Below are 13,115 nucleotides of genomic sequence, written 5' to 3'. Positions count from 1 at the left end.
ATTGTGCTGGATTGATATCTAAACTCTTATACTAGTTATCGTAATTTCGACAAAGAATTGAGATCTTCTTTGTCAGCTCTTTAGGTAGTGTTGAAAATAGGCTTGATCCGCTATTTACTTCGTGTCCATAACATCTTTGCCAGTGAGGAGTATAAAGTTGTCCTTTATCTCTTAAAAGGTACTCTTCCATATAATTTTGAAGATGCTTATCTAAAAGCTCTTTCGAGTCAGATCTTTCTAAAACTTTTCTCTGATAAAGAGTATCTGCGATTTCAAATGGTGTAACAAAACTTGCTTGACCTTTGTAGAGTTCATTTGATTCATCAAAGTTGTAGGCAGCACGTATAAAAGTATGAAACTTAATTCCTGGATAAGTCTGTTTGATACCATTATAGAAAGAGTTATCGTGTTCTCCGTTATCACCAACTAGGATAACTGTATCAGGTCTATTCTCAGCGATTAGCTCTTGAAGTCTTTGCGCTTTAAATACCTTGCTCGATACTTTAAAAGGTCTAATTTCCAAGCTTCCCTCTGGGAAGTTTCCGTTTTTAAGGAGTTCATTGTGCGACCATGCCATCACTTCCTCTGGCGCATTTGTTAGATAAAAAACATCTGCATCGAGGCGATTTTTTATGATGTGATAAAGGTCGGCCATGCCAAGGAAAATATTATTTGTACGGTAGGCGTTTGAAACGGCATCGACCTTTGATCTGATATGGCCAACTTTAATTGTGTCGTCGATATCTGAAATTAGAATCGTCTTCCCACTATCTTTAGTAAAAGCTAGTGTTGCCGAAGCTAAGAGGTTTAACATTAATACTAGGATTACTGATTTCATCTTTCTTGTTTTCATGAAGAAATCATATTGAATGAATTCACTAATTTCACCATGTATCGCGTTAGTATGAACATTATACAGAGATTTCGTTAAAGTTTTCCATCCAAGTACTGAATTGTTGGCATTTTTGGACTTCTTTGGCCTTTAATAAGTAGAGATTCTTATGAGATCTGAATGTGAGAATACTACCATTCACTTTTAGCTCTTTTAGCTTTTCAATCTCCTTATAGTGCTCAATATTTCGATAATCACAAGTGCTGATTGTTTCGGCTTCAATTTTTTCTTTTTGAGTCACTTCTTCGTGTAGTTCATTTAAGAGATTTAATTGTTCTTGGGAGAGTTCGTGCTTAATCTGTGCTAATCTTTCTAGATAATCTTTTGATTCGTTAAGACTTCTGGCCGCAAGATGGCCCAGTCCTTTCTTTGAAAAGTTATTAAACTCTTCAATTTTTACTTGAGAGCGAAAGAGGTAGTCATTGGCCTTAGGTCCAACTGCATGAACCGTATTTGAAAGCCAGTAGACTCCGATTAATATAAAGATAAAGTATCTTATTTTCATATGTATTTTATAGAGCAAGAAAAGTGCCAAGAAATAGGGCAGTTTTATACGAGCTTTCAGTAACTTGGAGTGTTTAGTATATGGACAGTGTCTAAAAATATCGTTATTTAAGGTACTTACTGTTTAAAACATGGTATAAGGCAAATTATGTACTATTTTGATCACGCTGCCTCAACTAAGCTCTATCCTGAAGTTATTGAAGTTTTATCGCAAAGCTTCGAACTGGACTATCCAAATCCTGCTGCTAAGCATTTAGCAGGAAAGGAATGTGCTAAGAAAATTGAGGATGCTAGAAGTAATATCTTAAAACTTATTCAGGCCAAAAACTATGGCCTAATCTTCACTTCTTCTGCAACTGAAGCAAATAATCAGGTGATTCGCTCGATTGAGGAGGGGATTATTTTTTTAAGTGGAGATCATCCTTCTGTCACTAAAGTCATTGATAATGGACAAGGTTATAAAAGCATCGATGAAATTGTCGATGGCGTAACAAGTGAAACACAACTTGTATGTATCAGCCTTGTTAACTCACAATCTGGACAATACTTTGAAGTTGAAAAAATAGCGCAAGCTGTGAAGGCCAAGAATAGAAAGTGTCTCGTTCATGTGGATGCGACACAAGGCTTTGGTAAGGTTCCTTTCACACTCAAAGACTCTGAAATTGATTATGTCACTTTTGGTGCTCATAAAATGGGAGGTCCAAGAGGAATTGGCGGTCTTATTTTTAAAGAAAGTAAGGTTCAATTTCTTAAACGCTACCTAAGAGGTGGTGCACATGAAAAAGGCCTAAGAGCATCGACACCTCCTACTTCTCTTGTTGTAGCTCTTGAGAGAGCATGTGAATTGGCCTTTAAGGATTTAGAGAGTTCATTTGAGAAAGCAGAAGTTCTTAAAGAAGTAATTAAAAAAGGGCTAAGTGCTCTACATAAAAATATAAGTTATCCATTTGAGGATCGAAATACTTCACCATTTATTCTATGTGTTCTCTTTGAGGGAATTGCTAGTGATATCATCATGAGACACCTTGAAACCAAGGGAATCATGATCTCTTCATCTACAGCTTGTTCATCAAAGATTAAGGGATTAAACCCTCTCTTTGCAGGACTTGGGATTGAAGAGAAGTTTCATAAAAATATTCTTAGGATATCGATTGGTAAGTCAACAACACAAGAAGAGGTGGAAGGCCTTTTAAAAGGTTTTGGCGAAGTTATTGAAGAAATTGGTTTTTTAATTAAATAGGAATAATAAAGATGTATAAAAGTTTAATTTTAACAGTTGATGAATTATGGCTTAAGGGTAAGAACAGAAAGAGCTACTATAAGAAACTTCAGACAAATCTAAGTCGAATATTTAGTAAGTATCATCATACATCTTGGAAGCTAAAAAATAATCAACAGCGACTAGTGGCCGAAAGTGAAGAAGAGTTTAGTGAAGAACTAATCCATAGATTAACTTCTGTTGCTGGCCTAAGCTCTGTTACTCCGATGCGAGCGTGTCCATTAGATCTTGATTATGTTTGTGATCTTGCCGTAAAAGAATTAAGTCAATTATCAAATATTAAGACTTTTAAAGTTCAAACAAAAAGAGCTCTTAAACAATTTCCAAAAAATAGTGATGAAATTAACCGCTATATTGCAACTGCAATCTTAAAAAATACGGAACTTAAAGTTGATGTAAAAAATCCTGATCTCATGGTTGATGTAAAAGTCATGAATGAAGAGATCTATCTATCTTGGGAAAAGATTCCATGTATTGGTGGTCTCCCTGTAGGGACAAGCGGACATGCTATTACTCTTTTATCTGGTGGGATTGATTCACCTGTTGCTAGTTATTTAATGGCAAGAAGAGGCGTGAGACAATCTTTTGCTTTCTTCTATGCCTATCCATATGTTGGAGAGGAAGTAAAAGAGAAGATTTTAGAGCTTGGAAAAATTCTTTCTAAATTTCAGGATAGCTTTAAATTATATGTTCTTCCTTATGGAGATATTCAAAACTATATTGCAAAAAATTGCAAGGAAGATTACAGAACATTATTTTTTAGAAAATATATGATGGATACTTCTGCGTATCTTGCAAGAAGAGCAAAGGCGAGTGCCCTAATTATGGGAGATGCCCTTTCACAAGTTTCAAGTCAGACTCTTCAGAATATGAGTGTACTTGATCGTTCTTGTCCGATGCTTGTGATGAGGCCACTTATTGGGATGAATAAGCTGGACATCATTACAGAGGCCAAAAAAATTGATACATTTGAAACATCTATTATTCCACATGATGACGCTTGTTCAATGTTTGCACCGAAACATCCAGTAATTAAGGCAGAAATAAAGTACTTTATGGAGTTTTGCGAAGAGCATGATTTATCAGAGTTAATTAAAGAATGCGTTAATAATGCTGAAGTATATCAGTATGATATTCAAGGTAACTTTGAAAAAAAATGAGCGGAATGAGATTTTATTGTGCATTGCAAGTAATTTCTTCCTGAATAATTAATCTTTGATTAATACTGAAGAGGCTTTAAAATATAATTTAGGAACTACCTAATATTATTAGAATTGGAGCTTCAATGCACAAGAAATTTCGAAAGTCGTTGGGACTATTTTTAGGTCTCATTCTTTTATCAACGCCATTTGTTTTAAGAGCGGAAAATGGTTTATTTAGTATTAATAAAGATCAAGTTTTAGGGAACTTATTAATCGATGTTCTCGAAAAACTTCATTATAAAAAATTAAAAGTTAATGATGATCTTTCTAAAAATGCTTTCAAAGAATTTGTTCAAAAAGTCGATTACTCAAAGCAATTTCTATATGATTCGGATGTTAAAGAACTTAAGAAGTATGAGTCTTTAATGGATGATGAGATGAGATCAGGAAACTACAAGCTTGTTCTTGATGCCATGAAAATTAAAAAGCAAAGAATTGAAGAAGCAGATGCTTTAAGAAAGAAAATGTTTAAAGGTAAGTTTAACTTTCATGGAAATGAAGTTGTTGAGCTAGACCCAGAAAAAAGACATTTTGCAAAAGATAAGAGTGAGTTTGAAAAGAACTGGCGCCTTACTTATAAGCAATCAGTAATGGCCCGTTATATCTCGATTAAAGAAGACCAAGAAGACCTCAAGAATCCTAAGAAGAATGCTAAAAAGACTGCTAAGAATAAAAAGAATGGAAAGAAGAAGCTTGAGTCTGAAAAAATTCTAACTGAAAAAGAAATCGTAGCTAAGGCCCACGAAGCTATCGACAAGAAATATCGCCTTTATTTCGAAAGACTTTTAAAAGACACAAGAGATGACTATATGGAGCTTTTCTATAACTCTGTTGGTGCTGTATTTGATCCGCACACAGCGTACCTTGCTCCAAAGAGAAAAGAAGATTTTGATATCGATATGTCAGGGCAACTTGAAGGTATCGGTGCTGTCTTATCTGAAGATGAAGGTTATATCAAAGTTGTTGAAATCGTTCCAGGTGGAGCTGCATGGAGACAAAAGGAACTTGAAGTTGATGATTTAATTCTTGCTGTAAGCGAAGGTGACTCAGAGAAGGAGCCGGTTGATCTTGTTGGGATGAGAGTTGATGATGCCGTTAGATACATTCGTGGTAAGAAAGGAACAGTTGTTAAGCTTCATGTTAAGAAGGCCGATGGCTCACGTAAGTCAATTGGTATCACAAGAGATGTTGTTAAGATGGGGGCCTCTTTTGCTAAGTCTTCAGTTCTTGAACTTAAAGGTGTGAAAGGTAAGTTTGGATATATTAATGTTCCGAAATTCTACCGTGAATTTAATGGAACGATTAATTGTACTGATGATGTAAGAGCTGAACTAAAAAGATTAAAGAAACAAAAAGTTAATGGTGTCATCCTTGACCTTAGAAATAATGGTGGTGGGGCCCTGACAGATGCACAACTTATGTCAGGTCTATTTATTAAGGAAGGGCCAATTGTTCAAACTAGAAACTATATGAATCAAGTTGAAACTCTTGCAGATGAAGATCCAAGTATTGAATATGGTGGCCCACTAATTGTTATGGTTAACCGTTACTCAGCTTCTGCATCAGAGATTCTAGCGGCAGCAATGCAAGACTATAAGAGAGCTGTAATTGTTGGTGGTGCAGTTACTCACGGTAAAGGGACTGTTCAGGTTGTCTATAGCCTTGATCAAGGTCTAAATAAAATGATTGGTGAAGAGTTTGGAGCATTAAAACTTACGATCCAAAAATTCTACAGAATAAATGGAGTATCAACACAGTATAAAGGTGTAACACCTGATATTGTAATTCCAGATCCAATGTCATATGCTGAAAACCGTGAAAAGGATTTAACTTACTCACTTAAGTGGGATGAAATTAAGCCAAAGAAATATCAGAAGTGGGCAGGTATGTCTTATGATATGAAAAAGCTTATTAGTGAGTCTCAAAAACGTGTTCAAAAAGATGAGCGCATGCAAAAGATTGAAGAGAGCGTTGCTTACCTTAAGAAGAGACGTAAAGAGACTGAGCTTAAGCTTAATATTGACTCTTGGATGAAAGAAGAAGAGGCAAATAAGAAGAAGCTAGAAAGTCTAAAACTAGATCTAGAAAATAAAGATTTAGTTGTTACTCACTTCGAAGAATCACTAAAGTCACATGAGACTGTAAAAGAAGGTGATGAAAAGCAGTGGAAAGAAGACTTTAAACAACGTAAGGAAGAATGGGTATCATCTCTACGTAAGGATGCAGGGCTTGAGGAAGCAATCTATATTATGCGTGATATGATTGCTCAAGAAGCAAAGAAATAATAAGGATAAGAAATGGATTTTAATAAATTAATTGATAATTCAGATATTGATCATGTGATGGCAGTTCTTGAGGAAATGGATGATGAGCAATTATCAGTTGAGCTACTTAGAAAATTTAATGATAGCACTAAGGCCTTAGGAGAGTTGTTAATGAATCACGATCCTAGTTTAGATCATGCACATTGGAAGACTCAATGTGATGATGCAAAAAAGCTGGTTGATAAAGTCGTAAAAGAGATTCTTTCACATCAAAAATAATTTTTTAAGGTAAAAAAGAGTAAAAGTTTTAGATTATTTTTATATTTTAAATTAACAAAGGCCAAGTCATAAGTACTTGGCCTTTTACTTTTTATTTGCTGAAATTTCTTCCTCTTAATAAAAAGGGAAAAATGGCGAATAATAAATACCATGTAAGTCTTTTCTTACTATCCTCACATCAAGTTAGTCTAATTCGCGTTAGACGGATTGGCCCTGGCCCCCACCAGGGCCTTTTCTATTCTTGAGGTAGCGTTCTTGTTTACTACTTTGTCAGCATCAGTTTTCTCATGAAGTCACTTGCGCTTCGCACTTCCTTAGCAGCATCTTCCTCACTAATATAATTACCTTCAAGAAGATTAAGGATTGCCTGATCAAAACTCTGGCAAGGGATGTCTGCTGAATTTGTTCCACCATTTTCAATAATTGGAATGATGCGATCAAGAGGCTCATCTCCACGAATACATTCTTTAACACCTGGGCCAGTGACCATAATTTCTTGGGCAACTCGTACACCATTAGCAGATTTTTTTGAACGTATCATTCGTTGTGAGATTGTGGCATAAAGGGAGTCGGCCAAACGTTTTCGTGCATCGGCCTGTTCTTCACCTGGAAACATTGAAATGATTCGACTAATTGTCGATATCGCATCTGTCGTATGAATCGTTGCTAGTACCAAATGACCAGTTTCAGATGCCTTTAGAGCAATTTCGATTGACTTTTGATCCCTGAGCTCTCCAAGTAAGATAATATCTGGGTCCTGTCTTAGAGCATATTTTAGAGCATCTTCAAAATTATCGGTATCCACTCCAATTTCTCTTTGGGTGACACGTGATTTTTTTTGTTCATGGATATATTCAATTGGATCTTCGATTGTAATAATATGTTTTGCACGACGCTCATTAATATAGTTGATCATACTTGCAAGAGTCGTCGACTTACCAGAGCCTGTCGCTCCTGTAACAAGAATTAGTCCACGTTTAGCACGGATAATTTGTTTTAGTGAATCACTTAAGCCTAAGGCCTTATAGCTTGGAATTTCTTTTTTAATGACACGAAAAACAAGGCCATTCTTATTGTTGAATTTAAAGTAATTAAATCTTAGACGACACTTATCTTCAAAGTCAAAAGAGCCATCGAGATCCTTGATTGCCTCAAGCTCTTGCTGTTCCTTATCTCCAACGAGTAGGCGAAGGATATCGTAGATGCTTTCTTGGGTTAGTAATTTATTTGATTTAACGGCGACCATGTCACCACTTATTCTAAAGCAAGGGGTTTCGTCTGCCCTTATATGTATGTCACTCGCATTGTTGTCAATAGCGACATTGATTAGTGACTTGAAATGAGAGTACTCAAATGTCATTAATTACGTCCTTCATCGTATAGCTTCTATAAATCATAGATAGATAGAGACTTGTCGGAAGACCGCGCAAAAAAGTTTAGTATTATGTAATATTAATATCTTACTTCGCGTATTTCTTTCGCATTTCCCATAGAAGATTACTAATATAAGGCCTTCTCGACTCCTTAGTCGTAAGCATTAGAAGCTTTGTGATCTTAAGGTTCTTTGGGTCTGAGTAGAGTAGAATCAGCATCTCTCGAATGAAATTTGTCGAAAGGGTAATGTAATTATCTGTTCCAACCCCAAGCTTAACGCCTTTCTTTTCCCACCATGAAAATGGATGGTCTTTAAAGTCTGGGAAAACTCCTGTGAGCTTAAGGTTTGATGATGGAAGCGCAACAAGTGAAACACTCTTTTGAATAATACGGTTTAGAATATCGTGTTGATAGTGTTCAACTTCACGTGCATTATGAAATTTAGTCTTTAATAGTAAAGTCACTTCATCTGCTTCAAGTGGCTCACCTTTAAAGAGTTTCTTTTTTACTCCAATAGAATAAGATTCCCACTCCATCTCTTCGAGCTCATGTCCTTCTGTTGATTTCTTATCAATCGGTTGATGTTTTGCATTTGCTTCAACTATTCTTTGAAAGAGACGGTGGTAGTAATAGTTAGGATTAATTCCAAGGCTTAGCCCATGTTCAAGTGTATCAATATGCCAAATATTCATAGCATTATCGACAGATTGAATTCCTTTTTTTAAAGTCAACCAAGTCTCTCCATGGTGAGAGCGAATCTTTAATCCACGGTACTGAAGCTTACGTAGTCCACTTTTAAGCTCTTTAAAGTGCGCCTTACGATAAAGGGCCTTCTCATCTCCAACTGTGTCAACTTCTACTAGGTTCTCTTTTAAGTACGGATACTTTTCCAAGATATCTAGTAGGGCATCCACTTGATGCTCAAAGTGTTCTTTCTTAGTCTCAAAGTTAATGTCATCAAAGAAGTTCAATTCTTTTCTAAAAGACGGAGATAGAATAAATTTGAAACTTGGTACTTCTTTTTGAAATTTCTTGAAACCTTCATAAAGTCCTAGAACAACATCTTCTTCAGTAACTTCTCCGATACCAGGGATTTGTTCTGCATCCATATTTGAAGCACGAGATAATGTAAACTTTAGACGAATACTTCCGACGTTATAATTTTCGTACAATTCTTTTGCCATATGATAGGCAGCATCTTGATGGGCCTTTTTAGATGTAAGGATAAGCTTTGCTAAAAAGAGTATTCGAAGGTAAGTTGCAAATTGTTCGCCTTCTTTAAGTCGAATAAGGTTATCGACATCTTCTATACTATTAATTGGGAGAGCATCATCTCCATAAACTTCTGCAATTCTCTTTTCGTAAACTTTTTTATTCTTACCACTTAGAAGTTTCTTTAAACGTGGATAGATAAATTCTGCATTTAAAGATCCTGTTAGGTGGATATGTTCTTCGTAGTATGGAATTGGAAATTTTTGAAAAAAGTTAAAAACTGCATCTGATACAGGGTGATTGAGAAGAGTTTCAATATCAACTTCATCAATTTGAAAAGATGAGAGTAGCTTCATAAATTCAAGAACTGGCTTCTCTAATAATTGATTGTCGCGAATACTAGGTGAGTGCACAAGTAGCTCTAGGGTATCATTTAAAGAGATACCATTTGTTTCGCTTACAATCTTAATTAGCTCACATTCAATATTATTGATAATTTGTTCTTTTCTCTTTTGCATCTTTTACTTCTCTCTATATCAATTACTTATTTTTATTATAAATATTTTGAATCTTATTAAAGTTTTCATTTAAACGATCATCAATGATCTTTGATTTTAATTCTGCCTGCCACTTATCTGGATGATAGGTTTGCACTAATTTCTTATATTTCTTTTTTCGGTCACTTTCTTCTTTTAGTGAACTAAATTCATCACTTAATTTATTTTCATCAATTGGAAAAAGTGCAAAAATCTCATCATATGAAGAGTTCATCTTCTTTGTCAGCGAAGTAAATAAAGAGTCTTTCTTAATCGGTAAGGTTATTTCTTCGCTTCTTATAAAGCCTTCAAGAATTGCTACTCTATCACTTTTTATTGTGGATAAAGCTATAAGTAGCTTTAGTGTTAGTTTATTAAAGCGTTTATGTTCAATTCTTTCTATGTTTTGAAAGAAAAATGCCGTTGTTGCAGCTGACAGAAAGGATTCTTTTGAAAGACTTGATTTGTTTAGCTTTGCTACTTTCAATAGCTCTTCCTTGCAAAAGAAACTTTTTATAAAAGGATTTATTAGGGGAGATAGCTCTTCTTTATCAAATTTAAAATCTTTACGTAATAGATTTAATATCTCTTCACCTTCTTTAAAATCTCCCCACTGAAGAGACGACTGAAGACCTATAAAGAAATTTAAATCTTCATTACTTGCAAACATTTTCTTTTCTTCAAAATAAGAGAGAAAGGTTCTTTGAGATCCTTTCGTTGTTTTGGCCCCCGTTGCTTGAGTTGAGTTTGAATTACCTGTAGCAGACATTCTTTCAATCTTTCTTCGAACCATCTCATCAAACTCTTCTTTTGAATGAGACTTGTTTGATTTCTTATGAGGATTAAAGATTCCATCAAAGAACTCTTTAAACAGAGGCGCAAGCATGTAGGCCAAAACGATGGCAATAAATGCTAGTGTGATATTTGAAATTATTTTTGGTAACATATTTTAGTCTTTTTAATAATTATTTTAACGCTTTAAGGCATAATATGGAATGGGCAATAGATACACGACTAGTTAACTTAAATAAACCATGGAAGATTTCAGGGGCCGAGGTTTTGGCCAAAGAGATTATCTACGTGACTCTTAAAAATGGTGAATACAAGGGAGTTGGGGAAATTAGCTATGGTTCAAAAGAGAATATCTGCGTCGAAGATTTAAAACAAGAACTTGAGCGTTTTGCATCAGATTATGAAAATGCAGGTATTGTTCAATATAATGAGTTAACACAATATCTAGACCAATATGATTTTTATGTTCCTCGTCTAAGACTAGGGGTGGAAACAGCTTTCTTAGATTATCTTGTGAAGGCCACTGAACTTAGTCCATGGAAAATTTTAGGTACTAATACAGTTAAAAGCGTAGACTCATTAGACTCATTTCCAGTTTTTGAAACAATAGAAGAAGGAAGAAAGCTGCTTGATGATGCAGATACTAATGGGGTTATCAAATTAAAGATTACACATGAAACATTTCCTGTTCAGGTACAACTTATAAATGAATCAAAGCGTGTATTCGTTTTAGATGCTAACGAGTCATATGGGAGTAATCTCGAATTATTACTTGAGCATTTAGCTATGATAGAAGATGAGAATGTACTTTTTATCGAACAACCGCTTTATCGAAATGAGTTCGACCTTTATAAAGAATTAAAAGAAAAGTCACCAATCGATGTTTTTCTTGATGAAGGCATTGAAGATCATCGATTTCTTGATCCTTTTAAAGACCTTTGTCATGGCGTTGTTCTTAAAACTTCAAAGGCAAATGGCCTGATGAAGACTTTCTCACAACTTCAACAAGCAAAGAAGCTAGGACTTAAGACAATGCTTGGCTGCATGGTTGAATCAACAGTGGGAATTGCGTCACTTTTCAATATTGCTTATGGTTTTGATTATTTTGATTTTGATGGTTTTACAAAATTGAAAGACGATTCAGGGCCTCATGTTATTTGGGAAAAAGGAAAAGTGATTTTGTCTAATATGAATTAAATTCCCCCCCTCGAAAAATTGTGGTGTTCATTTAAAATAGTAAGATATGTAAATTGGTAAAATTACAGAAAAACCTGTATTGAAGCTTTTTGGGAGCCCAATGAAAAAAATCAATATCTTATTACCTTTATTTATTCTTGTATCATGTGCAAACGTTCAGCCAACATATGTTAGTGAAACACCGGCACAAAATCCAAAAGTAATTGTAAAGGAAGTCGTAAAGTATAAATCTAAAGATGTAGGTAGTGTAAAGGCTTACACCATCAACAATATGGATAAACTTGAACTTCACTATCACCAGAAACATTTCGATTTTTGGGTTAAGTATTTTACAGAAAAAGAAAGAGATTTATTTCTTAGATATGTTAATAATGGTGCACGCTATCGTAATGTAATCGAAAAGATTATGCGCTCACACGGTATACCGGAAGATTTATTTTTTGTAGGCTTAATCGAGTCTGGTTACAATACTTTTATCAAATCAAAGGCCGCTGCAGTAGGTCCTTGGCAGTTCATTAAGGCAACAGGTATTAGATATAAGTTAAGAGTTGATAGCTACGTTGATGAGAGAACTCATATCATTAAATCAACTGAAGCAGCAGCTCAGTATTTTAAAGATCTTTATAATATCTTTGGCTCATGGGAGCTTGCTCTTGTTGCCTATAATAAAGGTGAGTACGGTATCATTAGAGCGATTAGAAAAGGTAAGACACGTGATTATATGAAACTTGTTTCACGTAAGTTAATTCCTACAGAAACAATCTATTACGTGCCAAAGGTCGCTGCAGTACGTGAGATCTATAATAATCCAGGTAAATACGGAATGAAGATTACAGAATCAAAAGATAGTCCTTTTGAGAAAGTAAAGCAACTCAACGTAAAAGGTTCATTTGATCTTTACAAATTAGCACGCGCTCAGGGTGTTGATTTAAAAACACTTAAAGTTTTAAATCCAGATTTAAAAAGAAAGTGGGTAAAGGTACAAAGAAGACATACTCAAAGCATCTTCCTACCTTCAAGTGAGTTTACTGATTATGATTCATTAGCAGAGTATGAAACACGTAAGTATATCAATATTGCTTCCAACTCTTCAGATAAAAAATCTTCTGGATTTTATAAAGTAAGACGTGGAGATAACCTTTCAATTATTGCAAATCGTCTAGGTGTTAGAGTAACTGATCTAAAGCGAATTAATGGAATTAGAGGTTCTAAGATTCTTGTTGGACAAAGGCTTAAGTATCAGACTAAAGGCGATATCGTTACTCATAAAGTTGCTAGAGGTGATAACTTAATTGATATTGCACGTAAGTACGGTGTAACAGTTTCAAATATTAAGACATTGAATAATCTTAAAGGAAACAGAATCTTCATTGGACAGAGACTAAAGGTTTCTACAACAAGAGTTCCATCAAGTGTTGCATATAAGAAATACCGCGTACGTCGTGGTGATAACTTAACTGCCATTGCACGTAAGTTTAATACATCGATTGGAACAATCAAGAAAGTAAATGATATTTCAGGTTCTGCTTTATATGCAGGACAAGTGATAAAAGTTCCAAGTGAGGGATAGGCAAATAGTGGCCT

General features: G+C 34.9%; 11 protein-coding genes. 6 read left to right on the top strand and 5 right to left on the bottom strand.

Annotated features, from left to right (window positions below; all coding sequences use genetic code 11):
• Window positions 1-31: 31 nt before the first annotated feature.
• Entirely contained in the window at window positions 32-853 is an 822-nt protein-coding gene (locus ACMAYX_RS05865) for a phosphatase domain-containing protein (protein WP_103219146.1), read from the bottom strand.
• A 58-nt stretch (window positions 854-911) separates the two neighbouring features.
• Window positions 912-1,397, bottom strand: a complete 486-nt coding sequence (locus ACMAYX_RS05860; RefSeq protein WP_412471929.1) for a hypothetical protein — start codon at window positions 1,395-1,397, stop codon at window positions 912-914.
• A gap of 147 nt (window positions 1,398-1,544) precedes the next feature.
• Between ACMAYX_RS05860 and ACMAYX_RS05855 the strand changes: the two genes are divergently transcribed.
• From ACMAYX_RS05855 to ACMAYX_RS05840, 4 genes are all read left to right on the top strand, one after another.
• Complete coding sequence (locus ACMAYX_RS05855; RefSeq protein ID WP_412470081.1) at window positions 1,545-2,636, top strand: cysteine desulfurase family protein; 1,092 nt, start codon at window positions 1,545-1,547, stop codon at window positions 2,634-2,636.
• An 11-nt stretch (window positions 2,637-2,647) separates the two neighbouring features.
• Window positions 2,648-3,835, top strand: a complete 1,188-nt coding sequence (gene thiI / locus ACMAYX_RS05850) for a tRNA uracil 4-sulfurtransferase ThiI (protein WP_103219149.1) — start codon at window positions 2,648-2,650, stop codon at window positions 3,833-3,835.
• A gap of 125 nt (window positions 3,836-3,960) precedes the next feature.
• A complete protein-coding gene (locus tag ACMAYX_RS05845; RefSeq protein WP_103219150.1) occupies window positions 3,961-6,162 on the top strand; it encodes a carboxy terminal-processing peptidase in 2,202 nt (733 codons plus the stop codon).
• Window positions 6,163-6,174: 12 nt separating this feature from the next.
• A complete protein-coding gene (locus tag ACMAYX_RS05840; RefSeq protein ID WP_103219151.1) occupies window positions 6,175-6,420 on the top strand; it encodes a hypothetical protein in 246 nt (81 codons plus the stop codon).
• A gap of 262 nt (window positions 6,421-6,682) precedes the next feature.
• Here the strand turns inward: ACMAYX_RS05840 and ACMAYX_RS05835 are convergent, their stop codons facing one another.
• From ACMAYX_RS05835 to ACMAYX_RS05825, 3 genes are all read right to left on the bottom strand, one after another.
• Window positions 6,683-7,780 carry a type IV pilus twitching motility protein PilT gene (locus tag ACMAYX_RS05835; protein ID WP_103219152.1) on the bottom strand — a complete coding sequence of 366 codons (1,098 nt, stop codon included), beginning with the start codon at window positions 7,778-7,780 and terminating at the stop codon, window positions 6,683-6,685.
• Between the two features lie 100 nt (window positions 7,781-7,880).
• On the bottom strand, window positions 7,881-9,524 hold the full coding sequence (locus tag ACMAYX_RS05830) for a hypothetical protein (protein ID WP_392992384.1): 1,644 nt from the start codon (window positions 9,522-9,524) through the stop codon (window positions 7,881-7,883).
• Window positions 9,525-9,546: 22 nt separating this feature from the next.
• Window positions 9,547-10,488: a hypothetical protein gene (locus ACMAYX_RS05825; protein WP_412471082.1), complete on the bottom strand. Its 942-nt coding sequence runs from the start codon at window positions 10,486-10,488 to the stop codon at window positions 9,547-9,549.
• Window positions 10,489-10,532: 44 nt separating this feature from the next.
• On the opposite strand from ACMAYX_RS05825, the gene ACMAYX_RS05820 reads away from it, so the two are divergent.
• Both ACMAYX_RS05820 and ACMAYX_RS05815 read left to right on the top strand, forming a co-directional pair.
• Window positions 10,533-11,531, top strand: coding sequence for an enolase C-terminal domain-like protein (locus ACMAYX_RS05820; RefSeq protein WP_412470080.1), 999 nt, complete (start codon window positions 10,533-10,535; stop codon window positions 11,529-11,531).
• 100 nt (window positions 11,532-11,631) lie between these two features.
• The gene (locus ACMAYX_RS05815; RefSeq protein WP_103219156.1) at window positions 11,632-13,101 is read left to right on the top strand and encodes a LysM peptidoglycan-binding domain-containing protein; all 1,470 of its coding nucleotides are present in this window, start codon (window positions 11,632-11,634) and stop codon (window positions 13,099-13,101) included.
• The last annotated feature ends 14 nt before the right edge of the window (window positions 13,102-13,115 follow it).

It is taken from the genome of Halobacteriovorax sp. RT-2-3 (assembly GCF_047085075.1).
In the GTDB taxonomy this organism is placed as follows: Bacteria; Bdellovibrionota; Bacteriovoracia; order Bacteriovoracales; family Bacteriovoracaceae; genus Halobacteriovorax_A.
Note: the sequence above shows the minus strand (reverse complement) of the source record. Positions and strands in the feature narration are given on the sequence as shown.